Consider the following 26101-nt stretch of genomic DNA (forward strand, 5'->3'; position numbering starts at 1 on the left):
CCCCTGAAGATGTTCCCGACGGTTCGCTCAACGCCGCTCCAGGGGCGCGGGGAACTGCGCGACCAGCCACCCACGGCCCGCACACGCAATACCACCGCACCCCCCAACGGCACGACCGCGCACCTACTCCCGACGGTTCTTCTTCGACGCCGGATCCTCAGCCGCCTTGTTCACAGCCGCCTGCGCCCGCTTCAGCCACTCCTTCGGCTGAATCCGCTTCGCCATCAGTTCGTTGGACGCGTTCTGAATCGCCGTGTCCATCTCGCTGTACCACTCGGTGTACAGGAACCGGAAGGTGTTGTCCCCGGCCGCCTTGGACGCCTCGACGGTGGACTGCGTTCCCGGCCGCAACTGGACACTGGGGTCGACGCCGTCCTGGAGGATCGTCAGCGAGTTCGCCTCCTTGGCGAACAGCGTCGACCACTCCCGGGAGAGCATCAGCCGCATGAACTCCTTGGCCGCCGGCAGGTTCTTCGCCTTGGACGGGATGATGAACGGCTCACCGGAGCCGGCCCGGATCGCCTCGAACGGCATCACGCTGTCCGGCAGCAGCGGCATCGGCAGGAACTTCATGTCGAAGTCCGACGGCGTCTGCTTCAGCTGCTCGTTCTCCAGCCAGGAACCGCTGGTGATGAACGCGGCCTTGTACTGGTTCCACCGGGTCTGCGACTCGGTGTGGGTCAGGCCGTTGGTGCCGGGCATCAAGTAGCCCTTCTCGACGACCTCGTAGACCGCCTCGACGGCGGCCTGTGCCGCGTCCGAGCCGACGAACGCCTTGGGGTCGAGGTTGTCGATCGCCTTCATGGCGTCCAGACCGCCCTTCTTGGCGATCAGGTCCATGATGGCGACGTTGATGTAGTACGGGTACTTGCCCTGGTGGGCGAGGCCGCCGATGCCCTGGGACTTGGCGTCCTTGCAGATGGCGAGGAAGTCGTCCCAGGTCTGGGGCTCCTCCCAGCCCTTGTCCTGGAAGAGCTTGCCGGAGTACCACAGGCCCCACACCGTGTAGATGTAGTTGAGGGCGACGACCTTGCCCTCCTGAAGGCCCGGGTCGAGCGTGCCGGGGATGACGGTGTCGCGGACCTTCTTGCTCGGGTCATCGACCGACGGGGCGTCGAGGACCTCGGCGAGGTCCAGGAGCTGGCCGTTCTTGTGGAGGACGTCGATCTTGATCTTCTGAGCGCCCGAGTTGTCCACGATGTCCGGCGGGTTGCCCGCGTTGAAGCGGGGCTGGAGCTTGCCGGTGATCTCCTGGGTGCCGGTGTGGGTGGAGGTGACCCCCCACTTCTTCTGGAAGGCGGCCTCCCAGGCCTTGGCGTAGTCGTCGCCGTAACCGCCCTTGAAGATGACGACGTCGAGCTTGCTGCCCTTCTTCACTCCGAAGGGATTGTCCTTGGACGTCTTGCCCTTGGTGTCCTCGCCCGTGTCCTCGCCCCCACCGCCGCTGGCACACGCGGACAGGAAGCTCATCGCGGGGACGGAGACCAGGCCGAGCGCGGCGGACCGCTTGATCAGTGCGCGGCGGCCGACCCCTTCAGAACCGCTGTTCTCGGCGTTCTGGGCGTTCCGGGCGTTCTCGGTGTTCTCGGCGGAAGTGGATCCCATGCTCAAGTCCTCGCCTTCTCCAGGACTCAGGCGGTGAACCGGATCCTCCCCGGCACCGCGGTGGGGTCAAACAGGTTCGTGCAGGAAGTGCGGATCCCTTGAATCGCCGACAGGTATAGTCCACTTCCCGCCAACGGGGCAAGATCGAATGCAAGGTTGGCCGTCGGCTTTTCCGAGTTGAGACCTCGCGGAAATATGAGCTGCCTGTGTGCGCCTTGCCGGAAAAATCCGCGACATTGAGCCCGAATGCCACAGCCAACACCCTTGACAGCACTGACAACTTGAGCCACTACTGGACCTTGCGCACGGAAGTTGACAACGTTGTCCAGCGCACAGGGAGGGTGCTCGCTCATGCAGCACAGAGTTCGGCACAGATGGGGTCCGGCGGTCGTGACGGCGACCGCCTTCGCTTTGGCCGTGGGCTCACAGGGTGTGGCAGTCGCACTGCCGGAAGCACCCACCGCCGACCGGGAGTTCACATCCTCGTTCGAGGCCGGGGAGCCGGCCCCGGACTGGCTCAACACCGTCGACACCGCACCGGACGGCAGCAAGCGCGCCGCCGGCGTCGACGGCGGGTACAGCAGCGGCATTCCGGGCAATGTGACCGACCATGTCACCGACGTACGGGCGAGCGGCGAGAACTCCGGCGCCGGCGAGGTGAAGGAGAACCTCGTCGACACGGAGCCGAGCACCAAGTGGCTGACGTTCGAGCCCACCGGCTGGGTCGAGTTCGACCTGGACAAGTCGGCCAAAATCACCAGATATGCCCTCACTTCGGCCAACGACCACGACGAACGCGACCCCGCGGACTGGACCCTGCAGGGCTCCACCGACGGCAAGGACTGGAAAACCCTCGACACCCGCACCGGCGAGTCCTTCCCGGAACGCTTCCAGACCAGGACGTACGACATCGCCGAGACCGCCGCCGCCGAGTACCGGCACTACCGGCTCGATGTCAGCAAGAACCACGGCGGCGACATCCTCCAGCTCGCGGACGTGCAGTTCTCGACGGGCGGCGATGACGGCCCCGTACCGCAGGACATGCTCTCCCTGGTCGACCGCGGCCCGAGCGGTTCGCCCACCGCGAAGGCGGGCGCGGGCTTCACCGGCAAGCGGGCACTGCGCTACGCCGGCCGGCACACCGCGGACGGGCGGGCGTACTCGTACAACAAGGTCTTCGACGTCGACGTGGCCGTCGGCCGCGACACCGAACTCGCGTACCGCATCTTCCCGTCGATGGCGGACGGCGACCGCGACTACGACGCCACCAACGTCTCGGTGGACCTGGCGTTCACCGACGGCACCCACCTGAGCGACCTGAGCGCCACCGACCAGCACGGCTTCGCGCTGTCCCCGCGAGGGCAGGGCACCGCCAAGGTGCTGTACGTCAACCAGTGGAACAACGTCGTCTCGCGGATCGGTTCGGTCGCGGCGGGCAAGACCGTCGACCGGATCCTGGTGGCGTACGACTCCCCCGCGGGCCCGGCGAAGTTCCGGGGCTGGGTCGACGACGTGTCCCTGAAGGTCAGGGCCCCCGAGAAGCCGAAGGCACATCTGTCGGACTATGCCGTCACCACCCGCGGCACCCACTCCAGCGGCGGTTTCTCGCGCGGCAACAACTTCCCGGCGACCGCCGTGCCGCACGGCTTCAACTTCTGGACACCGGTGACCAACGCGGGCTCGCTGAGCTGGCTGTACGACTATGCACGTGCGAACAACGCGGACAACCTGCCGACGATCCAGGCGTTCAGCGCCAGCCATGAGCCCAGCCCCTGGATGGGTGACCGGCAGACCTTCCAGGTGATGCCGTCCGCCGCCACCGGAACCCCGGACCACGGCCGTGAGGCACGGGAGCTGGCCTTCCGGCACGAGAACGAGACCGCGCGGCCGTACTACTACGGCGTGCGGTTCGAGAACGGGCTGAAGGCCGAGATGGCGCCGACCGACCACGCGGCGGTGCTCCGCTTCACCTACCCCGGCGACGACGCGAGCGTTCTCTTCGACAACGTGACGGACCAGGCGGGCCTCACGCTCGACAAGGAGAACGGGATCGTCACCGGCTACTCCGACGTGAAGTCCGGGCTGTCGACGGGAGCGACCCGCCTCTTCGTCTACGGCAAGTTCGACAAGCCGGTGACGGACGGGACGTCGAGCGGGGTCAAGGGGTACCTGCGGTTCAAGGCCGACGACCGGACCGTCACGCTGCGGCTCGCGACCTCCCTCATCAGCGTCGACCAGGCCAGGGACAACCTGCGCCAGGAGATCCCGGACGGCACGTCCTTCGAGGAGGTCAAGGACCGCGCCCAGCGGCAGTGGGACCGGCTGCTCGGCAAGGTCGAGGTCGAGGGCGCGACGCCGGACCAGCTGACGACGCTGTACTCCAGCCTGTACCGGCTGTACCTGTACCCCAACTCCGGCTTCGAGAAGGTCGGTTCGAAGTATCAGTACGCCTCCCCGTTCTCGCCCATGCCCGGCCCGGACACGCCAACGCACACCGGCGCGAAGATCGTGGACGGCAAGGTGTACGTCAACAACGGTTTCTGGGACACCTACCGGACGACCTGGCCGGCGTACTCGCTGCTGACACCCTCTCAGGCGGGCGAGATGGTCGACGGGTTCGTGCAGCAGTACAAGGACGGTGGCTGGACCTCGCGCTGGTCCTCGCCGGGGTACGCCGACCTGATGACCGGCACGTCCTCGGACGTGGCCTTCGCGGACGCGTACGTCAAGGGCGTCGACTTCGACGCGAAGGCGGCGTACGACGCGGCGGTGAAGAACGCGACGGTGGTGCCGCCGTCGTCGGGCGTGGGCCGCAAGGGCATGGCGACCTCACCCTTCCTCGGCTACACCGGCACCGACACGCACGAGGGCCTGTCGTGGGCGCTGGAGGGCTACCTCAACGACTACGGCATCGCGCAGATGGGCCGGGCCCTGTACCGGGAGACCGGCGAGAAGCGCTACAAGGAGGAGTCCGCGTACTTCCTCGACCGCGCCCAGGAGTACGTGCACCTCTTCGACTCCGAGGCCGGTTTCTTCCAGGGCAGGGATGCTCAGGGCAACTGGCGTGTGGAGTCCTCGAGGTACGACCCGCGCGTGTGGGGCTACGACTACACCGAGACCAACGGCTGGGGCTACGCCTTCACCGCCCCGCAGGACAGCCGGGGCCTGGCCAACCTGTACGGCGGCCGGTCCGGGCTCGCGGAGAAGCTGGACGAGTACTTCAGCACGCCCGAGACGGCGTCGCCGGAGTTCGTCGGCTCGTACGGCGGCGTGATCCATGAGATGACGGAGGCGCGGGACGTCCGGATGGGCATGTACGGGCACTCCAACCAGGTCGCCCACCACGCCATCTACATGTACGACGCGGCCGGACAGCCCTGGAAGGCGCAGAGACACGTCCGCGAGGTGCTGTCCCGGCTCTACACCGGCAGCGAGATCGGCCAGGGGTACCACGGCGACGAGGACAACGGTGAGCAGTCGGCCTGGTTCCTCTTCTCGGCCCTCGGTTTCTACCCCCTGGTGATGGGCAGCGGTGAATACGCGGTCGGCTCCCCGCTGTTCACCAAGGCCACCGTCCATCTGGAGAACGGCCGGGACCTGGTGGTACGGGCGCCGAAGAACAGCGCGAAGAACGTCTACGTCCAGGGGCTGAAGGTCAACGGCCGCAGTTGGACGTCGACGTCGCTTCCGCACTCGTTGCTCGCGAAGGGTGGGGTGCTGGAGTTCGACATGGGGCCGAAGCCGTCCAAGTGGGGCACGGGCAAGAACGCGGCACCGGTCTCCATCACCCAGGACGACAAGGTGCCGGCGCCTCGCACGGACCTGACCACGGGCGAGGGCGCCCTCTTCGACAACACCTCGGCGACCAACGCGAGCGTGACGTCCGTGGACCTGCCGGTGTCCGGGCGGGTGAAGGCCGTTCAGTACACGCTGACGTCCGCCGACCATGCGCAGGCCCCGACCGGGTGGACGCTCCAGGGCTCGGCGGACGGCAAGACGTGGCGGACGCTGGACGAGCGCGCGGGCGAATCCTTCCGGTGGGACCGGCAGACGCGGGCGTTCTCCGTGACCCGGGCCGGTGACTATGTGAGGTACCGCCTGGTCCTCACCGGTGCGGGGGCGACGCTCTCGGAGGTCGAACTGCTCGGCCGGTAAGGACACCGGGATCCGGTGTGGCGCCTCCCGCACGCTTCTTCGCGGGAGGCGCCACACCCGCTTTGCGCCTCTCCCGCCTGGCCGCCGTAGGATCACGCTGAACGGCCCGTCCTCGTGCAGGAGGTACGCCTGCCGACGTGCGCGACGGTCGAACAGCGGAGGCAACGGCACCATGGACCAGGAACAGCCCCCCGGCGATGACTCGCTGAAGGCGGCGGAAGCGTTCGAGCAGTTGCGTCCCCGGCTGTTCGGCATCGCCTACCGCATCCTGGGCAGCGCGTCCGAGGCCGAGGACGTGGTGCAGGACGTGTGGATGCGCTGGCAGGACGCCGACCGGAGCGCGGTGCTGGAGCCCGCCGCGTTCCTGGCGAAGATCACCACGGCTGGCGATCAACGTGGCACAGTCGGCGCGGGTCCGCCGTGAGGCCTACGTGGGGCCGTGGCTGCCGGAGCTGGTCGACACCAGTGTGGATCCGCAGGTCGGCGCGGAGCGCGGTGAGGCGCTGGAGCAGGCCATGCTGCTGGTCCTGGAGAAGCTGAACCCCGTGGAACGGGCGGCCTACGTGTTGCGTGAGGCGTTCGACTACGCCTACGACGAGATCGCGAACATGCTGCAGCTGAGCCAGGCCAACACGCGGCAGATCGTCAGCCGGTCCCGCAAGCGCCTGTCCGCCGAGCGCAGGAAACCCGTCGACACGGCGCAGTACCGGCGCCTGCTGGACGCCTTCGTCGCCGCCGCGCGCAACGGTGACGTCGCCGGGCTGGAGAACCTGCTCTCGGCCGACGCCGTCGCCTACGCCGACGGCAACGGCATGCGCGGCGTGGCCCGGGTCAAGGTTGTGGGGGCCGAGCGGGTGGCCATGATCTGCGCCTCCGCCAAGAAGAACTACCCCCGGGCGGAGTACAGCGTGGTCCAGGCCAACGGCAGGCCCAGCGTGCTGCTGGCCGAGGACGGGGTCATGGTCGCTCTGGTGAGCCTCACCGTGGGGCCGGACGGTATCGACGGGCTCTACTGGGTCCTGACGCCCGAGAAGCTGAAGGCGTACGAGCAGTCGGCTCACCGGCTCACCGGCTACCCGTAGCGCGGGAGAGCCCCGGCCGGTCCTCGTAGCGGCCGGGTACGGCGTGCGACCCGCCTCGGTTCCCCGGATACGACGAGGGCCGCACCCCCGCTGCCCGGGGATGCGGCCCAACCGCCGTATGCGTCCCTTACTTGCGGATCAGGCTGCGCAGCACGTACTGCATGATGCCGCCGTTGCGGTAGTAGTCGGCCTCACCGGGGGTGTCGATGCGGACGACCGCGTCGAACTCGACGCCCGTGTCGGTGGTGACCTTGACCGTGCGCGGCGTGGTGCCCTCGTTGAGCTCGGTGACGCCGGAGATGGAGAAGGTCTCCTCGCCGGTCAGGCCGAGGGACTCGGCGGTCTGGCCCTCCGGGAACTGCAGCGGCAGGACGCCCATGCCGATGAGGTTGGAGCGGTGGATGCGCTCGTACGACTCGGCGATGACGGCCTTGACGCCCAGGAGTGCGGTGCCCTTGGCCGCCCAGTCGCGGGACGAACCGGAGCCGTACTCCTTGCCGGCCAGGACGACCAGCGGGATGCCGGCGGCCTGGTAGTTCTGCGAGGCGTCGTAGATGAAGGAGACCGGGCCGCCGTCCTGGGTGAAGTCGCGGGTGTAGCCGCCTTCCGTGCCCGGCGCGATCTGGTTGCGCAGGCGGATGTTGGCGAACGTACCGCGGATCATGACCTCGTGGTTGCCGCGGCGGGAGCCGTAGCTGTTGAAGTCACGACGCTGGACGCCGTGCTCGGTGAGGTACGTGCCGGCCGGGGTGTCGGCCTTGATGGCACCGGCCGGGGAGATGTGGTCGGTGGTGACCGAGTCGCCCAGCTTGGCGAGGACGCGTGCGCCCGAGATGTCGGAGACCGGGGTGGTCTCCATCGTCATGCCCTCGAAGTACGGGGGCTTGCGGACGTACGTCGACTCCGGGTCCCACTCGAAGGTGTTACCGGTCGGGATCGGCAGCGCCTGCCACTGGGCGTCGCCGGCGAAGACATCGGAGTAGGACTTGTTGAACATGTCCTCGCCGATGGCGTTCGCCACGACGTCGTTGACCTCGGCCTCGGTCGGCCAGATGTCGGACAGGTAGACCGGCTTGCCGTCCTGGTCCGTGCCCAGGGCATCCTTGGTGATGTCCACCTTCATGGAGCCGGCGATCGCGTAGGCGACGACCAGCGGCGGGGACGCCAGGTAGTTCATCTTGACGTCGGGGTTGATGCGGCCCTCGAAGTTGCGGTTGCCGGAGAGGACCGAGGTGACGGCGAGGTCGTGGTCGTTGACGGCCTTGGAGACCTCCTCCGGCAGCGGGCCGGAGTTGCCGATGCAGGTGGTGCAGCCGTAGCCGACGAGGTTGAAGCCGACCTTGTCGAGGTACGGGGTCAGACCCGCCTTGTCGAAGTAGTCGGTGACGACCTTCGAACCCGGGGCGAGGGTGGTCTTGACCCAGGGCTTGCGGGTCAGGCCCTTCTCGACCGCCTTCTTGGCCACCAGGGCGGCGGCGACCATGACATACGGGTTGGAGGTGTTGGTGCAGGAGGTGATGGCGGCGACAGTCACGGCGCCGTGGTCCAGCGTGTAGGCCGAGCCGTCGGGGGCGGTCACGGTGACCGGGTTGGACGGCGCGCCGTTCGGGATCGAGGAGGGCGCGTCGGAGCTGGGGAAGGACTCCTTGCTGGCCTCGTACTCGTCGCTGACGTAGTTGCGGACGTCCTGCTTGAACTGCTCGGCCGCGTTGGCAAGGACGATGCGGTCCTGCGGGCGCTTCGGGCCGGCGATGGACGGGACGACCGTGGAGAGGTCGAGCTCCAGCTTCTCGGAGAAGTCCGGCTCGGCGGCCGGGTCCAGCCAGATGCCCTGCGTCTTGGCGTACGCCTCGACGAGCGCGACCTGCTGCTCGGAGCGGCCGGTCAGGCGCAGGTAGTTCAGGGTCTCGTCGTCGATCGGGAAGATCGCGGCGGTGGAGCCGAACTCCGGCGACATGTTGCCGATGGTGGCGCGGTTGGCGAGGCTCGTGGCGGCCACACCCTCGCCGTAGAACTCGACGAACTTGCCGACCACGCCGTGCTTGCGGAGCATCTCGGTGATGGTCAGCACCAGGTCGGTGGCGGTGGTGCCGGGCTTCAGCTCGCCGGTCAGCTTGAAGCCGACGACGCGCGGGATGAGCATCGAGACCGGCTGACCGAGCATCGCGGCCTCGGCCTCGATGCCGCCGACGCCCCAGCCGAGGACGCCGAGGCCGTTGACCATCGTGGTGTGCGAGTCGGTGCCGACCAGGGTGTCGGGGTAGGCCTTGCCGTCGCGGACCATGACGACACGGGCCAGGTGCTCGATGTTGACCTGGTGGACGATGCCGGTGCCGGGCGGGACGACCTTGAACTCGTCGAAGGCGGTCTGGCCCCAGCGCAGGAACTGGTAGCGCTCCTTGTTGCGGCCGTACTCCAGCTCGACGTTCTGCTGGAAGGCGTCGTTGGTGCCGAACTTGTCGGCGATGACGGAGTGGTCGATGACCAGCTCGGCCGGGGCCAGCGGGTTGATCTTCGCCGGGTCGCCGCCGAGCTCCTTGACGGCCTCGCGCATGGTGGCGAGGTCGACGACACAGGGAACGCCGGTGAAGTCCTGCATGATGACGCGGGCCGGCGTGAACTGGATCTCCTGCGAGGGCTGGGCCTGCGAGTCCCAGCCGCCGAGGGCGCGAATGTGGTCGGCGGTGATGTTCGCGCCGTCCTCGGTGCGGAGCAGGTTCTCCAGCAGGACCTTAAGGCTGTAGGGGAGCCGGGCCGAGCCCTCCACCTTGTCCAGGCGGAAGATCTCGTACGACTCGTCGCCCACCTGCAGCGTGCTGCGGGCGTCGAAGCTGTTCGCCGACACGACAGTCTCCTTCATTCATGTGCGCGTACCACCGCATCCTGCCGCCACGCCGTCTTGGCCGATCCGCTAAGGTAAGGCTAAGTTAGGCAACCCTTACTGTCGGACCGGTGAGGGCGTGCAGCCGCGGTGCGCCTCGGCAGATATCTCGATGTCGAGATAACTCTAGTACATGGGGCCGGGATGGTCATGCCCGGCCCCGCCCGAAACGTCGCGCCGCGCGGAAACGGCGGCCCGGCGCCCACTCACCACGAAGTGATGGAGGCCCCGGAGGCCGGGTTCGAGGCGGACGGGCGGAGCGGGAGCCTGCTGGAGTTGCGGCCGGACGACACCTTCGAAGAGTCGGTGGAATACGCCCATCAGTACGCCGAGGCGGGGTAACCGATGGGAGCCGGGGCCGCCCGGCGAACACCGAAGGGAGGCACATATGCCACTCACGTTCCGCAAGAGCTTCCGAATCCTGCCCGGAGTGCGCCTGAACATCAACCGGCACTCCTGGTCCATCACTACGGGCGGCAAGCACGGGCCGCGTCGCACCCACAGCAGCACAGGACGTCGTACGACATCGGTGGATTTGCCCGGACCTTTCGGATGGCGTCGAACCCGTTCAGCGCGGCGGCGTTGACGGCCCATCACCCGAATGGACCCCCCGACAGGCGCCATCTCATATCTGAGATAACCTCAGCCCCATGGCAGACGACTACCTCGTACGCATCGGCAAGCTCATCCGTGACGCCCGGCAACACCGGGGCTGGACACAGTCGCAGCTTGCCGAGGCGCTCGGAACCAGCCAGAGCGCCGTCAATCGCATCGAGCGCGGCAACCAGAACATCAGCCTTGAGATGATCGCCCGTATCGGTGAAGCCCTGGACAGCGAAATCGTCTCCCTGGGCTACTCGGGCCCGATGCATCTCAGGGTGGTCGGCGGTCGCCGGCTGTCCGGGGCCATCGATGTGAAGACGAGCAAGAACGCGTGCGTGGCACTGCTGTGCGCCTCACTGCTCAACAAGGGCCGCACGGTACTGCGTCGGGTCGCCCGCATCGAGGAGGTGTACCGCCTGCTGGAGGTACTCGGCTCCATCGGCGTGCGCACCCGCTGGATCAACGACGGCATCGACCTGGAGATCGTGCCGCCGGCCGACCTCGACCTCGACTCCATCGACGCGGAGGCGGCCCGCCGCACCCGGTCCATCATCATGTTCCTCGGCCCGCTGCTGCACCGCATGGACCGCTTCATGCTGCCCTACGCCGGCGGCTGCGACCTCGGCACCCGGACCGTCGAGCCGCACATGATCGCGCTGCGCCGGTTCGGCCTGGACATCGCGGCGACGGAGGGCCAGTACCACGCGGTGGTCGACCGCTCCGTCCGCCCCGACCGCCCGATCGTGCTGACGGAGCGCGGGGACACGGTCACCGAGAACGCGCTGCTGGCCGCCGCCCGCCACGACGGCGTGACGACGATCCGCAACGCCTCCTCCAACTACATGGTCCAGGACCTGTGTTTCTTCCTGGAGGCGCTCGGTGTCAAGGTCGAGGGCATCGGCACCACCACGCTCACCGTGCACGGCATGCCGAACATCGACGTCGACGTCGACTACTCCCCCTCCGAGGACCCGGTCGAGGCGATGAGCCTGGTCGCCGCCGCAGTCGTCACGGAGTCGGAACTGACGGTGCGTCGGGTACCGATCGAGTTCCTCGAGATCGAGCTCGCGGTCCTGGAGGAGATGGGCCTCGACCACGACCGCACGCCCGAGTACGTCGCCGACAACGGCCGTACGCGACTGGTGGACCTCACCGTCAAGCCCTCCAAGCTGGAGGCGCCGATCGACAAGATCCACCCGATGCCGTTCCCCGGCCTGAACATCGACAACGTGCCGTTCTTCGCGGCGATCGCGGCCTCCGCACAGGGCAAGACCCTCATCCACGACTGGGTCTACGACAACCGCGCGATCTATCTGACCGACCTCAACCGCCTCGGCGGCCGCCTCCAGTTGCTGGACCCGCACCGCGTCCTGGTCGAGGGCCCGACCCGCTGGCGCGCCGCCGAGATGATGTGCCCGCCGGCCCTGCGTCCGGCCGTGGTCGTCCTGCTGGCGATGATGGCGGCGGAGGGCACGTCCGTACTGCGCAACGTGTATGTCATCAACCGGGGTTACGAGGATCTGGCCGAGCGGCTGAACTCGATCGGGGCGCAGATCGAGATCTTCCGGGACATCTAGCGAGCAGAACAGATCGGCGAAAATGCCACGCGTTCTCGTTCGGCCGAGGCCCCGTCACTCTTCTCGGAGAGTCGCGGGGCATCGCGCTGTTCGCCTGACGACGGTCGGTGTGATCCGGTACCTCTGGACTGCGACAACACCTTGTCGTCGACCTGGTGTCGGCAGAGTCCGGGCTACTCCTGCCCGGCCCGCGGCGACGGCCCGTACTCGGCGATCGGCTGCGCGAGCCGGTCGGCTACGTGGGCCAGCCAGCCACTCGGGGTGTACGGGGCGGGCGGGTCAACCTCCATGCCCAGCTCACCGACAGCCAGTGCGTAGTCGGACTCATCGAGGTCGAGGGCGAGCAGTTCGTGCAGCTCACCGACGAGGCGGGCGACAAGCCACGGGGCCGTGGCGGCCCGGTAGTCGGCGACGGCCGCGTCGTGGTCCGCGAACTCGTCCGGCATGTCCTGCGAGAACCATCCGCCGAGGAACTGGCCCAGCTCCGGGAAGCGAGCATGCCACTCCCAGTGGGTGGCGGGCGTGGCGGGCGGCGGCACCTCGCCCTGCTCGATGCTGCGCTTGAGGTGGTCGGCGAGGGTGAACAGCCACCCCTGGACCTCGCCTTCGGGCAGACCCACGTCGGGAATGGCGTAGAACTCGCCCAGTCGCAGCCGGAGCCGTCCGGGCGGGTTCTCGGCATACTCCCGCACCTGTCGTTCGGCAACAGCCAGTGCCCAGGGCCGGGTGTGCCAGGTATACCGGAGGTAGGCCGTCAAGGCTTCGCCGGGCGCGTCCGGGGTGTCGTCCGCCGGCTGCCCGACGTAGGCACGGACCACCTGGTCCAGTTCGCCGTAGCGGCGGTCGTGTTCGAGAGGGCTCAAGGGCACGGGGATCGGCCTTTACGGATGATCGGTGGTGGACTGGCTACAGGTAGACGGGGAACGTGGCGTGGACGACGAAACCGTGCGGGGCGGACGGGTCCCGCCTGAGCACGACCCGCGCGGCACGCACATCGACGGGCTCCCGTCCCGCCAGCATCATCGCCTGCAACAGCACCCGGCCGACCGGTTCCGGCCGCGACGGCCAGGACGCCTCGATGGTCAGGCGCGGGCGAGTGCCCTGGGCGAGCCAGCGGTGGATGAGCTGCTCGTTGGCGGTGATGACCTGCTGCGTGGCCCACAGGGCGGTTTCACGGTCGGAATAGGTGGCGGACCGGTTCACGGACGGCATGGCAGACGGGACCTCTGGTGGATGTGGGGTCAGGGCAGTGCGACGTGTTCCTGCTGCATGTGGTCGTCGACGGCCTGGAGCAGGTCACGCAGCGCCTGGGGGGTCGCCCAGCCGACGACGGGGGACAAGCCGTCCTGCATGGCCCGCTCCCCCGGGAAGAGCACCAGCGCGGACTGGGCCTCCGCGGCGAGCGGAGCCAGGAACTCACCGCAGTAGGGATGCTCGGAATCGATCGCGGCCTCCAGGGACTCCTTAAGAGTCGCGAATTCCCCCTCGTACACCCAGTTGACCCCGAATCCGGAAAGCTGGGGGAATCTGACGTCGATCTCCCAGCGGGACAAAGGGAGCTCGTCGTAGTCGTCCTGCGGGTCCTGTTCCAGGGCGCGGAGCTTCTCCGCCAGGGAGTGCAGGTACGCGGCGGCGTCCGCTCCGGCGCCGGCTCGCTCCAGGAGCTGCCGGAATTCCCGGGGCGGGGCTTCTGTACCGTCGGCGCAGAGACCGGCGACATGGTCGAGCAGCGCAGTCACGGTGGCGAGCGGGCACACCCAGTCCGTGGCGACGGTCGCGCGCGTAGTCCGGATGAAACGCCGCAGCTCAGTGTCGAGGGACAGCGATCCCCCGGAATCCCGCACCGCGGCGGCGAGCTCCAGGACCCTTCTCATCGGGCCGTCGGTGAAGAGACGCGCGGTGTGCAAGATCAAGCCGTCACCGTCCGCGCATACGCCTCCGACTGCAACAACCCCGGCACCAACCGGCACTCGTACGTGCACAGGCTCACCGCCTCCCGCTCCAGCCGCGCCCACCGGCGGAACCACGTCGCGAGACCCGCCTCGCCCCGGGTCAGATGACGGGCGGCCTTCCGCAGCGCACCGGTGTTGCCGAGTGCCTCCTCCGCGCGCTCCACGAACGCCTGGTCCGGCATCCGGCGACCCAACTCCACTGATTCCACAGCGTGTTTGGAGTACTGGACCCGGCCACTGAGGTCGACCCGGCTGAGCCCCGCGTGCTCGCGCAGTGCCTGGACGACCGCGCCGAACGTGCGCAAGCTGTCGGACGGGTGAGGCTCCCTCTCCCACTCCCCCGCCGGAACCGCCCGTGCGCCGGCGCCTCCGGTTGCGTGCTCGGCCCCGGCCGCGTCCCCTTCGACGATGCCCATCCGCCGCCCCTCTCTCTCCGTACCGCACCGCGACGAGCTCCTTACCGCCCCCCACTCACAGCGTGATGGCACTCCCGGCGTACCGTCCACTCCGCGTGTCCGTACATTGACTCCGCGTACGGGGCGTCACGCTCGTACCCACCCGCCCCCGGCCGCCACGCTGGCGTCATGAACCACGCCGTTCCCCAACTCGACGCCCCCGCTCGCATCTTCACGCAACTGCTGTCGTCCACGCGGCGCGCCGCCCGGCTCGCCCGGCTCCTCACCGTGACCGAGCTGCGCTCCTGTGGCGCTCCGCAGGGCCTTACGGAGCATGCTGAAATCGTCGTCGCAGAGCTTGCTGCCAATGCCGTCCTTCACGGCCGCGTGCCGGGCCGCGGCTTCCGGCTCACGCTCGTCTTCGAACCGTCGGCCGGGCGCCTGCGCGCGGAAGTCACCGACGCCCGCGGGGACTTTTACCCGCAGATCCTTCCGGCGGGCGCCGAGTCCGATGCGCTCCGCGCCGACGGGCGCGGCCTGTCGCTCGTCGCCACCCTCGCCGACCACTGGGACTGCGTCCCCTACCCGTCCGGCGGCAAGACCGTCCGGGCCGAGCTCCTCGACACCACGACCAGCGCGTGATCATGCCAATGGGAGAGAGGTACGGCCTCCTGTCAGGCGTTCTCGTCGTGGATCTGCGCCCCCAGGCCCTCCGCCCACTCCAGCGCCCACGTCTTGAGCTCTTCGATCTGCCGGGAGGTGAGCCCGTACGCGGCGTAGTCCTCGTCCTCGTAGCAGTCCGCGCCGGTGAGCCGGTCGTGGAGGTCCTCGAGGCTGAACTCGTCGTGGGCCCGACGGCGGCCCAGGAATTCGAGGTCGGCGGTGGAGCGGTGGCGAGAGGCAGCCTGAACGTCGATGAGGTCGCGGACGGTGCCGCGGTCGGCGAGGGCACGGACCTTGGTGCCGATCACATCGTCGAGGGAGAGGACGGGGCCGTAGGGGGTCTGGGCAGGCGGGCCCAGAACGCCTCCTTGAGGACGTCGACCTCGCACTCCTCGCCGGTGTCCGGGTCGGTGACGAGGAACCGGCCGCTGAGCGGGTCGGTCTGGACGTGTGTGGTTCGCCATCCGCGCGCTGAGGCCCGCTGTGAGTGAGGCGACGATCTCCTGCATCGGGGGCGGGGTTCTCGGTGGCGACGTCGAGGTCGCGGCTGAAGCGTTCGACAGGCCGTGGGCCTGCACAGCGTATCCGCCGGTGAGGACCAGAGGGTAGAGGGAGCCGAGGTCGAGGATGTCGGCGAGGAGACGCTCGTGGAGCGCAGTGAGCTTCACGCGGCGGTCGTGCCGGCCGGAGCGGTGCGGGGCAGTTGGGGAAGGCGTCCTCCCAGACCTCGCGGATGCAGGGGCTGACCAAGCGACGCAGAACGGGCCACTGCTCGGCCAGCAGCCGGTGGTGAAGGAAGGCCGCCAGGTCCTCTACTCGCCGCTGGGCCGCGGCTTCATCACCGGCACCGCCAAGCCCGCCGGCCAGTACGACGCCACCGACATGCGCAACCACGACCCACGTTGGCAGCCCGGCAACTTCGAGAAGAACGTTGAGGCCGCCGACCGCCTCGCCGACCTGGCCGCCGCCAAGGGCATCACCGTCTCCCAACTGGCCCTGGCCTGGCTGCTCACCCGGGGCGAACACATCGTATCCATCCCCGGCACCCGCAGCCCCAAGCACATCGAGGAGAACGCCGGCGCCGCCGACGTCACCCTGACCGAGGCCGACCTCGCCGCGATCGACGAGATCCTGCCCCACGGCGGCTTCGGCGCCCGCTACGCCGAGGGTCACGTGCCCACCTGGATCTGACACCGCCCGGGCATGGCCGCCCACCTCCGCGGATGGCGCCGGGGTCCTGGCCCGTAGGACCCGGCAGCCCACGGTCCCGGAGGGCACAGGCCAAACGCCATTCACCCGTATGGGACTTTGGGCCGGGAGCGTCCCCGCAAGTGGATCGACAGTGACACCCACTGGGCCGTGCGACTTGCCCGATCCCGGGCATTTCTGAGCCTGGCGCAATTTCGTCTTGCGCCCGGCCACCTCTCCCCCTTCACAGCAGCCCCTAAGGGTAGGCTAACCTACCTGCCGTGAAAGCCGGTGATGAGATCTCTGCGGCCATGCGTCCCCGCGGCCATGAACTGTCGGCCACGGGTGTCACCGTGGCGTACGAGGGCGTGGACGTCGTGCACGACGCGTCGTTGGCGCTGCGGCCCGGCGAGGTGACCGTCCTGGTGGGTCCGAACGGCAGCGGGAAGTCGACGCTGCTGCGTACGCTCGCACGGCTGCAGCGGCCCCGGACCGCCACGCTCGTCATCGACGCCGACATCGACGGCCTGGCCCTGACATCTCGTGAGTTCTCGCGCCATGTCGCCCTGTTGACCCAAGGGCGCCCCACCCCCAGCGGGCTGACCGTACGGGACGTCGTCGAGTTCGGCCGCTACCCCTACCGGGGCCGCTGGGGCAGGGCGGATCCGGACGGCCGGGCGGCGGTGGACCGCGCGCTCGCCATGACGGGCGTCACGGAGCTCGCCGAGCGCGGCGTCGAGCACCTGTCCGGAGGGCAGCTCCAGCGCGTCTGGCTGGCCGGCTGCCTGGCGCAGGAGACCGGTGTGCTGCTGCTCGACGAGCCGACGACCTATCTCGATCTGCGGTACCAGATCGAGCTGTTGGACCTCGTCCGCGATCTGGCGGACGAGCACGGGATCGCCGTCGGTGCCGTCCTGCACGACCTCGACCAGGCTGCGGCCGTCGCCGACCGGATCGTGCTGCTGCACAAGGGACGGGTCGTCGCCGACGGCCTCCCCCAGGACGTACTGACACCGGAGCGGCTGACCGACACGTACGGCACCCGCGTCGAGGTCGACACCGACCCCGTCACGGGCCGGCTGCGCACCCGCGCGATCGGCCGACACCACACGCGAAGCGAAAGGCTCACCACACCCTCATGAGACGCCTGATGATGACCGCGGCGGCCGCCACCGCCGCGGCCCTTGCCCTGACCGCGTGCGGCACGACCGAGCCCGCCGCCGACAGCAACGACGCGAAGAAGGCCGGTGAGGGCATCACCCTCACCGATGCCTCCGGCGCGAAGGTGGAACTCGACGGGCCGGCCAAGAAGGTCGTCGGCACCGAGTGGCACGAAGTCGAGCTCCTGATATCGCTGGGTGTCGACCCGGTCGGCGTCGCCGACGTCAAGGGCTACCAGACCTGGGACCAGGCGGTCCCGCTGAAGAACGAGCCCAAGGACATCGGCACCCGCGGCGAGCCCAGCATGGACACCATCGCCGCCCTGTCGCCGGACCTCATCGTCGCCAGCACCGACCTGCCGCCGGCCGCCGTGAAGCAGTTGCGCAAGGTCGCCCCGGTCGTGGAGGTGCAGTCCGCCAACGCCGCCGACCCCATCGGGCAGATGAACAAGAACCTCGACCTCCTCGCGCAGGCCACCGGCACCACCGAGCAGGCCGAGAAGCTCAAGAAGGACTTCGACGCCAAGATCGCCGAGGGCAAGAAGGCCCTCGCGGACGCCGGTCTCGACGGCGCCAAGTACGCCTTCGCCGACGGCTACGACATCTCCAACCAGGTCTCGATCCGGCCGTTCACCAGCGGCTCGCTCATCGGCGCGGTCAACGAACAGCTCGGCCTGAAGAACGACTGGACGGTCGAAGGCGACAAGGACTACGGGCTCGGCACCACCGACGTCGAGGGACTCACCAAGCTGAGCGACGACGTCCAGTTCGCCTACATCGGCAACGACGGCGACAAGAGCAGCACCCCGTTCACCGACGCCCTGGTCAAGGACAAGGTGTGGACGTCGCTGCCGTTCGTGAAGAAGGGCAACGTGCACCGACTGCCCGACGGCATCTGGATGTTCGGCGGTCCCGAGTCGATGGACCAGTACATCGACTCCGTCGTCGCCGCGCTGACGAAGTAACCGATGGCCGTCACCGCAACGACCCCCGCCACCCGTCCGTCGGCGGCCACGTCCCGGACGGGCGCGGCCGCGGTGACGGCCGCCCTGGCCCTGCTGGTCGCGGCCCTCGCGGTCGTGGACATCACGCAGGGCACGGCCGCCGTCGGCGCCGGTGAGGTGCTCAAGGCGCTCACCGGCCGGGCCGACCCCGCCGACGCCTCCGTCGTCATCGCCTCCCGGCTGCCGAGGGCGACCGCGGGGCTGCTCGTCGGGGCCGTCCTCGGAATGGCGGGCGCCGCCCTGCAGGCGGTCAGCCGCAACGTACTCGCCTCACCCGACACCCTCGCGGTGAACGCCGGCTCCTACCTGGCCCTCGGCCTGGCAGCGGTCACCGGTGTCTCGCTTCCGCTGTTCGCCTCCTCCGGCGTCGCGTTCGTCGGCGGCCTCGCGGCGGCGGCCGTCGTGCTCGGCCTGTCCGGCCTGGGCGCGGGCACCGTCCGGCTCGTACTCGCCGGCAGCGCCCTCACCCTCGGCCTCACCGCCATCACCGAAGGGCTCCTCCTGCTGTTCCCCCAGCAGACCGAGGGCCTCTACCAGTGGAACCAGGGCAGCATCTCCCAGAACGGCTTCGACGGCGTGCTGCAGATGGCGCCGCTCGCAGTCGCCGGTCTCGTCGGGCTGCTCCTCGTCGCCCGCCGGGTCGACGCCCTGGCCCTCGGTGACGACGCCGCCCGCGGACTTGGCGTCCCGGTCCGCCCCACCCGGATCACCGCGGTCGTGCTCGCGGCGCTGCTCTCCGCGGCGGCCGTCACCCTCGCCGGACCGATCGGCTTCGTCGGCCTGTGCGCCCCCGCCCTCGTACGCCCCCTCGCCCGCAGATTCCGTGCGTTCACCCGGGCGCGCGCGAGCCTTCCCCTCGCGGGCCTGACCGGTGCCGCGCTGGTGCTCGGCTCGGACGTACTTCTGCGCGCCGTCGTACCGGCGGACCTCGCGGTCGCCGTACCGACGGGCGTCGCCACCAGCCTCGTCGGCGCGGTGTTCCTGATCGTGATGGCCACACGGGTCCGGGACACCGCGGGAGCCGCCGCGTCCGAACGGCTGCGCATCAGGAGCCGGGCCGTCTTCCTGACCACCACGGCCGTCCTGGTGGCCGTCCTCGTCGGCGTGACGATCGCCGCCGTACTGCTCGGTGACAGCAAGCTGTTGCTGGGCGACGTGGTCAACTGGGCCCAGGGCAGGGCAGGACGGACCGTCGGCTTCGTCCTGGACACCCGGGTGCCCCGGGTCCTCGCGGCACTCCTCGCCGGCGCGGCCCTCGCTCTGGCCGGCACGCTCGTCCAGGCCGTCACCCGCAACCCGCTCGCGGAACCCGGCATCCTGGGCGTCTCCGGCGGGGCCGCGCTCGGCGCCGTGCTCCTTGTGACGACGGCGCCCGTGGCCGGATCATGGAGCCTGGCCGGTGCCGCGTTCGCGGGCGCCGCGATCAGCTCCGTCATCGTCTTCGGGCTCGCCGCGCGCGGCGGGTTCCAGCAGAACCGGCTCGTCCTCGTCGGGTTCGGCATCGCCACCGGGACCGCCGCACTCATCAGCCTGCTCATCGTCCTCACCGACCCGTTCAACGCGACGAAGGCTCTGACCTGGCTGTCGGGCTCCACCTACGGCCGAACCCTGCCGGACGTGGCACCGCTCGCGGCCGTGCTCACCGCAGGCGTGCTCGTCGCGGTGCTGCGGCGCACCGAACTCGACCTCATATCGCTCGACGAGGACACCCCCAAACTCCTGGGGCTCAACCTGTCACGTGGCCGCCTGGGCTTCCTCGTGCTGAGCGTCCTGCTCAGCGCCACCGCCGTGGCCGCCGCGGGCACGATCGGCTTCGTGGGGCTCGTGGCACCGCATGCGGCCCGGGCCCTGGTGGGCCGGCAGCACGCCCGGGTGGTCCCGGTCGCGGTACTCCTGGGCGCGGTGCTCGTCTGCACCGCGGACCTGACAGGCCGAACCGTGATCGCGCCGGCTCAGCTGGGCGCCGGCCTGATGACCGCCGTGATCGGCACCCCGTACTTCCTCCATCTGCTCATGCGCGGCCGCCGGTGACGACAGCCTCGACGGACGCACGGGCGATGTCCTCGCGGCCGCGACCGGTTCATCGGCGTTGCCATTCCTCTGCGAGGAGTTGGTAGGACCGCACGCGGTCGGCGTGGTTGTGGGTGATGGTGGTGATGATCAGCTCGTCGGCGCCGGTGGCCTCCTGTAGTTGTTCGAGCTGGTCGGCGACGCGCCCCGGGGAACCGACGAACTGGGTGTCGACGCGGTCGGCGACCAGTGCCCGGTCCGCGTCGGTCCAGGCGTGGGCGCGGGCCTGCTTCGGGGTCGGGAAGGGGATGGCGCCCTCGGCGGTGCGGATGCTGCGGACCCACAGGCCGTAGCCGGTGGCCAGTTCGCGGGCGGTTTCGTCGTCCTCGGCGACGACGACGTCGGCGGAGACGCTGACGTAGGGCTTGTCGAGGTGGCAGGACGGCTGGAACGCGGCGCGGTAGCCCTCGGCCGCCTCCAGTACGGTGGCCGGGCTGACGTGGTAATTGGCGGCGAAACGCAGACCGTTGCGACCCGCGACGTCGGCGCTCTGTCCGCCGCTGCTGCCGAGGATCCATACCTGCACCTCGGCGCCCTCGCCGGGGATGGCGTGCGCTTCGGTCCCGTCCGCGGAGCGGTAGTCGCCGCGCAGGAGCGCGAGTATGTCGTCGACCTGCTCACCGTAGTCCTGAGGGCCGGCGCCGGGCTGGTGCAGGAGCTGCTGCTGGAGCAGGAAACGGGGCGAACCGATCAGGTGCTCGGGGGAGAACCGTGGCGGGATCTTCAGCCCGTTGGGGGCGCGCCCGTCGACGACGGGGGTCGTGGTCGGCCGGGGCCCTGCCGTCTGTCCGGGAGGACGTCCGCCCGAGCGGCCGAGGCCCAGGTCGAGTCGGCCGGGGTGCAGGGCGTCGATCAGCCCGAACTCCTCCACGGCGGACAGGGCGGTGCGGTGACCGAGCTGTACGGCCCCGGAGCCGATCCTGATCGTGGAGGTCGCGGAGGCGGTCAGGGCCAGCACGACGGCGGGTGAGGTCCCGGCCACGCCCGGGTTGAGGTGATGCTCGGCGAACCAGTAGCGGGTGTAGCCGAAACGTTCGGTCTGCTGGGCGAGATCGATGGTGTTGCGCAGCGCCTCTGCGGCGGTGGAGCCGGACGAGATCGGAACGAGGTCGAGGACTCCGAGTGGGATGCCGGACATGGTCGGGTGTTGCTCCTCAGCGGTCGGTGGACGCGGGTGCCGATGCGGGCGCGGATGCGGACTCGGGCTCAGGTTCGGGCTCGGGCTCGGCGAGGACCGGAGCCCAGGGGAACGGCGGGTCGGGGATCTCGCGCCGCAGAACGGGGGCGATGTCGGACTGGAAGAGTTCGAGCGAGGCACGGTGCTGGGCGTGGGTGAGACCGCCTGCGTCGGCGTGCAGGTGGAGCACGCTGTGTCCGAACTGCTCGTGGTAGCGGTGCACCTTGTCGATCACCTGCTGAGGGCTGCCGATCAGGGCCGAGCTGCGTTCGACGAAGTCCTCCAGCGTGGCGAACACCGGCTCGACGCCCAGCCGTTTCTGGAACGCGAGATGGCCCTCGAACACCGGCCGGTACGCGGCGATGGCTTCCTGCGAGGTGCGGGCCGTGTAGTAGCCGGCCGTTCCCGCGCCGACGACGGCCCGCGCCGGGTCGTGGCCGTAGTGCTCCCACCGCTCCCGGTAGTGGCGGATCAGTTCGGCGTACGGCTCGATCGGGTGGGTGACGTTGGCGGAGAAGAGCGGATCTCCGTAGCGGGCGGCGAGGTCGACCGACTCCCGGCTGGTCGCGCTGCCGTGCCAGACTCGGATGGGCTGCTGGAGCGGCCTCGGCCACACCTCGGCGTCGGTCAGCTCGGGGCGGAAGCGCGGGGAGGCGCTCACCTTGTCCTGTCGCCAGATCCGGCGGAACAGCTCGTAGCTCTCGGCGTTGCGGTCCCACTGGTCCTCGGGCGTGACGTGGAACAGCTCACGCTGGGCGGTGCCGTTGCCCTTGCCGATGATCAGGTCGAGTCGGCCCGCGGACAGATGGTCCAGGGTCGCGTAGTCCTCGTACGCGCGCACCGGGTCGAGCAGGCTGAGGGTGGTGACGGCGGTGAACAGCCGGATCCGGGAGGTCAGGGCGGCGATATGGCTCAGTACGACCGGTGGCGAGGAGGAGATGAACGGCCGCTCGTGGCGTTCGCCGACGCCGAAGCCGTCGAATCCGAGCTCCTCGGCCAGCAGCGCATTGTCGATCACCTCGCGGAAGCGCTCGTTGGTGGGCTTCTGGATGCCGGTCACCGGATCCGGGGCGTGCACGATGAGGGTGATGGCCAGGAACTTCACGACGCCGCTCCCGGGTCGCGGATCTCCGCGTCGTCCTCCCAGCTGTCCCACAGGCGGCGCACCGCCTCGACGTAGTCCGCGGCTTCCGCGAAGAGTTCGGTGATCAGGTCCCGGCCGGCCGGGGTGTCCCAGTCCTCGACGCGGAGGGGCGGGAAGGTACGGCGGCCGAAGTGCGCGGCCTCGTTCTGCCGTGCCGTCACCTGGACGCGCAGGCCCGCGCGACCGGTGCTGACGTAGTCCAGGGTGGCGATCGCCTTGGAGATGTGGAACGGCTCGGTGTGGGTGACGACCACGGTCGGCACCAGCCCGATGTGCCGGGTCAGCGGCGCGACCCGGGCGGCGACCAGCACGGCGTCCAGTCGGCCCCGCACCTGGTCGGTGCGCCCGTCCGGCTCCGTGAGGTGCGAGGACTGCAGCCCGAGCGTGTCCTCGAAGGTCACGAAGTCGAGCAGGCCGCGTTCGGCCTCGGTCACGAGGTCGGCCCAGTAACCGGCAGTGAACAGGTCGTGGGGCCGGGCGCCCGGCTCACGCCATGCAGCCGGGTGCCAGCCGGTGCCGTCCAGCACCACGGCAAGGTGAAGAGGGGGAGGTGCGGACACGAAAAGGGTGCCTTCCTGGTAGACCGTACGTGATCACCGGCCCCCTGCAGAGGGCTCGATGGCGGGGAACAGGTCAGGAACGACAGAGGGCGCCTGCCACCCGTTGCAGATCGATGTGGGGCCGGGAGTACAGGCGGACGCAGCCGCGCGCGACGAGAGCCCCGACAGCCGGGACGAGCACGCGGGAAACGGGGGACAACACCGTCGCCTCCGCTCTTCCGGCCGCTTGTCCTGCTCGGAATGGGGCCTGCCGTGTTCCGGCATGGCAGGCCCCATGTCGTCGCAGGTTAGGCGGAGCTGGACGGACGAAGGTGGAGAGCGTGTTGCGGTTCCATGAAACCGTCCAGATCCTCCTGGGGCTGCTGAGCTGACCCGTCCGCGATGTGCACCGCCCAGTCCAGGATCTGCACCGCCGCCCCTGCGGCTTCCAGTCCTTGGCAGTGGGCATGGTGCCTGCGGGCGATGCCGTCCAGGTCGAGGTGGGAGCCGAAGCCGGGGTGGGCGGCCAGTCGCCGGGCGTAGGCCCACAGGTGCGGATGGTCGGCGATGCGGTGGACCGCGGCGGCGTCCAGGTGCAGACGGTGCACGGTGTCGAGTTGCACCAGGGTCACCCACAACTGCACGTCGGCGGCGGTGATTTCGTCGCCGAGGAGGAAGTCCTGGGTGGCGAGCCGACACTCCAGTGAGCCGAGGACGCGGAGAAGGGAGCTGAGGGCGGTCCGACGCACGGTGGCGTCGGCGTCGGCCTGCCCGGCGTGCTGTGCGGCTTCGTTGATGCGGTACTCGCAGAGGCGTTCGACGGCCTCGATCTCCTCCTCCGCGCCGTGCGGGTAGAGGGCGGGCCGGTCGGAGCCGTCACCACCGAAGTGCCGGGCCAGGTCCCGGAGGATGTCCGGCGTGTGCGTGCTGACGATCCGCCCTGTCCAGTCGTCGCTCAGCACCGGTGCGGCGGCCGGTCCGGGATGCCGGTGCGAACTGGCCTCGTACAAGGGGCGCAGAGCGGAGTGTCCGCCGTTGGGCCTGTCGGGCACGGTCGGCAGCAGCACGACCGGGAGGGCTTCTTCCAGACCGAGCAGGCTGTGGGTGATGGCGATCCGCAGACAGTGGGGGCAGGACAGCGAGAGGTGGAGGCGGTAACGGCGCGACACGGCGTAGTAGCCGCTGTTCGCGTCGCAGCCGATTCTGCCCCGGAACGACGGCGGGGAGGGGAGGGACGGGACGGTGGTCAGGGGTGCGGCGGGCATGTGTCTCCCTGGGTCCGGGTCCGGCTTCTGGTTCTCAGAGGTGTGGCGGGCGGCGCACGTGGGGTGATGGGCGCGCGGCGGCGTCGGCGCGTACCCGTACGCGGCGGGGATGCGGTGCCGGTGGGCACCGCGGTTCAGCGCCGAGGGCTCGCCGCGCTGCAGACACGCAGGAGATCGATGTGGCGGCGGGAGGTCAGGAGGAGCGGCGACCGGCCCGCGCGCAGGGCTCGGTCGGCGAGCGACTCCAGACGCTCCATAATTTCCTACCGATTCACTAGGGATCTCTGCTCTGGAGTGTCAGGCGGCCTTCGTGCCACGTCAAGAGGGCCTTCCCGTCTCTCGCCCGCCGTCTCACATGATGGGAGGACGCTACGCCACCCGGTCCGTCCCGCAGGAGGCGAGCAGGGTGCGCACGGCCTCGACGGCGGCACCGGTCAGGGAGGGGTCGGAGCCCCGTCGTGCGAGGGCGCTGAGCCGGACCGGCGGAACCGGGGGGAAGTCCCGGCACTGGGTGAGCCCGTCGGGGTCCTGCCCGCCGGGGACGGCGAGCAGCGCGGCGCCGAGTCCGGCCCGGGCCGCGTCCAGGACGCCGGCGAGGTATCCGGCCTCGGCGACCACGGTGGCCGGGGTACGGCGGGCGGCCAGTTCGGTGAGGGCGCGACGGCGGATGACACACGGCGCGTTGACGGCGACCAGCGGCAGCGGGCCGGCGGCGGGCGGCTTCCAGCCGGGGGCGGCGTACCAGCGCAGCGGAAGGTCGCCCGCAGGAGCGCCCTCGGTGGCGGTCGCCTCGGTGACGTAGACGGCGAGGTCGAGCTCACCGCGTTCGACCGCCTCGGTCAGCCGCGCCGAGCGGTCGATCCGCACCCGCACCTCGGCGTCCGGCCGGACCTCACGGACGGCCTCGGTGAGCGCCGGGAGGATCTGGTCGGCGCCGTGCTCGGTGGCACCGACGACGACGGTTGCGGCTGTTGCCCCTTCCTCGCCCAGGAGGCGTCGGACAGCGGCGTCGTGCGCACCGACGATCAGCCGCGCTTCTTCCAGCAGCTGGGCGCCGTGGGCGGTGAACCGGGTCTTGCGGCCGTCGCGTTCGACGACGGGGAGCCCGAGGGCCTTCTCCAGGCGTCGTACGTGCTGACTGACCGCGGACTGGCTGAGGGTGAGCTCCCCGGCAGCCCGGTGGAAGCCGCCGTAGTCGGCGACGGCGATGAGGCTGCGCAGTGCCACGATGTCCAGGACCGGCCGCATGGCCGCAGGCTAGCATCCATTGATGACGAATCATGATCGATTTTGATGGCGAATCGTCGTTGGACGCCGGTCTCCTGCCTCGGGCATGCTGAGCCCATGCTGCGTACAGCCATCGTGACGGCCCGTCGGCCGCGCGCCCACCGCATCGGACCCTGGCCGTCGGCCACCGGGTCGGCGGCGCGCTGCGGCGCGGGCACCTGGCTGACGCAGCGGCGCGTGGTCGACTTCGGCCGCAGCGGCGCCATGCGCTGTCGCTGACCCCTTCGCCCCTTTCGCGCACTCTTCGAGCGCACCCCATTTCGCCAATCCGCGCGATGCCGCGGACGCCGCGCGGGTTTCGGAACCGCCCTGCGCCCCTCCTCCACTCCTGCCCACCGCACCGGCACGCCCGCC

At 69.7% G+C, this 26101-nt stretch carries 19 protein-coding genes and 4 pseudogenes; 11 read left to right on the forward strand and 12 right to left on the reverse strand.

Features of this window, described 5'->3' with window-relative positions; translation table 11 throughout:
- Window positions 1–123: 123 nt before the first annotated feature.
- Window positions 124–1605, reverse strand: a complete 1482-nt coding sequence (ngcE, locus tag StrepF001_RS34385) for an N-acetylglucosamine/diacetylchitobiose ABC transporter substrate-binding protein (RefSeq protein WP_129802101.1) — start codon at window positions 1603–1605, stop codon at window positions 124–126.
- 351 nt (window positions 1606–1956) lie between these two features.
- Here ngcE and StrepF001_RS34390 point away from each other — a divergent pair, with 351 nt between their 5' ends.
- Both StrepF001_RS34390 and StrepF001_RS34395 read left to right on the forward strand, forming a co-directional pair.
- Window positions 1957–5760, forward strand: a complete 3804-nt coding sequence (locus StrepF001_RS34390; protein WP_129802102.1) for a GH92 family glycosyl hydrolase — start codon at window positions 1957–1959, stop codon at window positions 5758–5760.
- Window positions 5761–5932: 172 nt separating this feature from the next.
- Window positions 5933–6842: pseudogene (locus tag StrepF001_RS34395) on the forward strand (sigma-70 family RNA polymerase sigma factor).
- A gap of 127 nt (window positions 6843–6969) precedes the next feature.
- On the opposite strand, the gene acnA reads toward StrepF001_RS34395, so the two are convergent.
- Window positions 6970–9702: an aconitate hydratase AcnA gene (acnA, locus tag StrepF001_RS34400; RefSeq protein ID WP_129802103.1), complete on the reverse strand. Its 2733-nt coding sequence runs from the start codon at window positions 9700–9702 to the stop codon at window positions 6970–6972.
- Between the two features lie 240 nt (window positions 9703–9942).
- On the opposite strand from acnA, the gene StrepF001_RS49725 reads away from it, so the two are divergent.
- From StrepF001_RS49725 to StrepF001_RS34410, 3 genes are all read left to right on the forward strand, one after another.
- Window positions 9943–10065, forward strand: coding sequence for a hypothetical protein (locus tag StrepF001_RS49725; protein ID WP_276322864.1), 123 nt, complete (start codon window positions 9943–9945; stop codon window positions 10063–10065).
- Window positions 10066–10111: 46 nt separating this feature from the next.
- Window positions 10112–10309, forward strand: coding sequence for a DUF4236 domain-containing protein (locus StrepF001_RS34405; RefSeq protein WP_129802104.1), 198 nt, complete (start codon window positions 10112–10114; stop codon window positions 10307–10309).
- A gap of 64 nt (window positions 10310–10373) precedes the next feature.
- Window positions 10374–11903, forward strand: a complete 1530-nt coding sequence (locus StrepF001_RS34410; RefSeq protein ID WP_129802105.1) for a UDP-N-acetylglucosamine 1-carboxyvinyltransferase — start codon at window positions 10374–10376, stop codon at window positions 11901–11903.
- Between the two features lie 173 nt (window positions 11904–12076).
- Here the strand turns inward: StrepF001_RS34410 and StrepF001_RS34415 are convergent, their stop codons facing one another.
- The 4 genes and pseudogenes from StrepF001_RS34415 to StrepF001_RS34430 all read right to left on the reverse strand — a co-directional run.
- On the reverse strand, window positions 12077–12772 hold the full coding sequence (locus StrepF001_RS34415; RefSeq protein ID WP_129802106.1) for a contact-dependent growth inhibition system immunity protein: 696 nt from the start codon (window positions 12770–12772) through the stop codon (window positions 12077–12079).
- A 37-nt stretch (window positions 12773–12809) separates the two neighbouring features.
- Entirely contained in the window at window positions 12810–13115 is a 306-nt protein-coding gene (locus tag StrepF001_RS34420; protein WP_129802107.1) for an RNase A-like domain-containing protein, read from the reverse strand.
- Window positions 13116–13144: 29 nt separating this feature from the next.
- Window positions 13145–13816, reverse strand: a complete 672-nt coding sequence (locus tag StrepF001_RS34425) for a hypothetical protein (protein ID WP_129802108.1) — start codon at window positions 13814–13816, stop codon at window positions 13145–13147.
- A gap of 11 nt (window positions 13817–13827) precedes the next feature.
- A pseudogene (locus tag StrepF001_RS34430) lies at window positions 13828–14271 on the reverse strand (Scr1 family TA system antitoxin-like transcriptional regulator); the annotation flags it as partial.
- 168 nt (window positions 14272–14439) lie between these two features.
- Between StrepF001_RS34430 and StrepF001_RS34435 the strand changes: the two are divergent.
- Window positions 14440–14892: an ATP-binding protein gene (locus tag StrepF001_RS34435; RefSeq protein WP_129802109.1), complete on the forward strand. Its 453-nt coding sequence runs from the start codon at window positions 14440–14442 to the stop codon at window positions 14890–14892.
- A 32-nt stretch (window positions 14893–14924) separates the two neighbouring features.
- On the opposite strand, the pseudogene StrepF001_RS34440 reads toward StrepF001_RS34435, so the two are convergent.
- Window positions 14925–15581: pseudogene (locus StrepF001_RS34440) on the reverse strand (nucleotidyl transferase AbiEii/AbiGii toxin family protein).
- Between the two features lie 121 nt (window positions 15582–15702).
- Here StrepF001_RS34440 and StrepF001_RS34445 point away from each other — a divergent pair.
- The 4 genes from StrepF001_RS34445 (at window position 15703) to StrepF001_RS34460 (ending at window position 20296) form a co-directional block, all read left to right on the forward strand.
- Window positions 15703–16104, forward strand: a complete 402-nt coding sequence (locus StrepF001_RS34445) for an aldo/keto reductase (RefSeq protein WP_346656979.1) — start codon at window positions 15703–15705, stop codon at window positions 16102–16104.
- A gap of 278 nt (window positions 16105–16382) precedes the next feature.
- Window positions 16383–17243, forward strand: coding sequence for an ABC transporter ATP-binding protein (locus tag StrepF001_RS34450; protein WP_129802110.1), 861 nt, complete (start codon window positions 16383–16385; stop codon window positions 17241–17243).
- On the forward strand, window positions 17240–18226 hold the full coding sequence (locus StrepF001_RS34455; RefSeq protein WP_129802111.1) for an iron-siderophore ABC transporter substrate-binding protein: 987 nt from the start codon (window positions 17240–17242) through the stop codon (window positions 18224–18226). Before StrepF001_RS34450 ends, StrepF001_RS34455 begins: the two co-directional genes overlap by 4 nt.
- A 3-nt stretch (window positions 18227–18229) precedes the next feature.
- Window positions 18230–20296: an iron ABC transporter permease gene (locus StrepF001_RS34460; RefSeq protein ID WP_129802112.1), complete on the forward strand. Its 2067-nt coding sequence runs from the start codon at window positions 18230–18232 to the stop codon at window positions 20294–20296.
- Between the two features lie 49 nt (window positions 20297–20345).
- Here StrepF001_RS34460 and StrepF001_RS34465 read toward each other — a convergent pair whose 3' ends face one another.
- The 5 genes and pseudogenes from StrepF001_RS34465 to StrepF001_RS34485 all read right to left on the reverse strand — a co-directional run bounded on the left by StrepF001_RS34465 (window position 20346) and on the right by StrepF001_RS34485 (window position 25708).
- Window positions 20346–21473, reverse strand: coding sequence for an LLM class flavin-dependent oxidoreductase (locus tag StrepF001_RS34465; RefSeq protein WP_129802113.1), 1128 nt, complete (start codon window positions 21471–21473; stop codon window positions 20346–20348).
- A gap of 16 nt (window positions 21474–21489) precedes the next feature.
- On the reverse strand, window positions 21490–22617 hold the full coding sequence (locus StrepF001_RS34470; RefSeq protein ID WP_129802114.1) for an LLM class flavin-dependent oxidoreductase: 1128 nt from the start codon (window positions 22615–22617) through the stop codon (window positions 21490–21492).
- Window positions 22618–22631: 14 nt separating this feature from the next.
- A pseudogene (locus StrepF001_RS34475) lies at window positions 22632–23216 on the reverse strand (LLM class flavin-dependent oxidoreductase); the annotation flags it as partial.
- A 287-nt stretch (window positions 23217–23503) separates the two neighbouring features.
- Window positions 23504–24460, reverse strand: coding sequence for a glutathione S-transferase C-terminal domain-containing protein (locus tag StrepF001_RS34480; RefSeq protein ID WP_129802115.1), 957 nt, complete (start codon window positions 24458–24460; stop codon window positions 23504–23506).
- 369 nt (window positions 24461–24829) lie between these two features.
- Window positions 24830–25708, reverse strand: a complete 879-nt coding sequence (locus StrepF001_RS34485) for a LysR family transcriptional regulator (RefSeq protein WP_129802116.1) — start codon at window positions 25706–25708, stop codon at window positions 24830–24832.
- A 96-nt stretch (window positions 25709–25804) separates the two neighbouring features.
- Here StrepF001_RS34485 and StrepF001_RS45880 point away from each other — a divergent pair, with 96 nt between their 5' ends.
- The gene (locus StrepF001_RS45880; RefSeq protein WP_165396454.1) at window positions 25805–25966 is read left to right on the forward strand and encodes a hypothetical protein; all 162 of its coding nucleotides are present in this window, start codon (window positions 25805–25807) and stop codon (window positions 25964–25966) included.
- Window positions 25967–26101: the final 135 nt, after the last annotated feature.

The organism is Streptomyces sp. F001, from assembly GCF_004187715.1.
Lineage (GTDB): Bacteria > Actinomycetota > Actinomycetes > Streptomycetales > Streptomycetaceae > Streptomyces > Streptomyces flavusporus.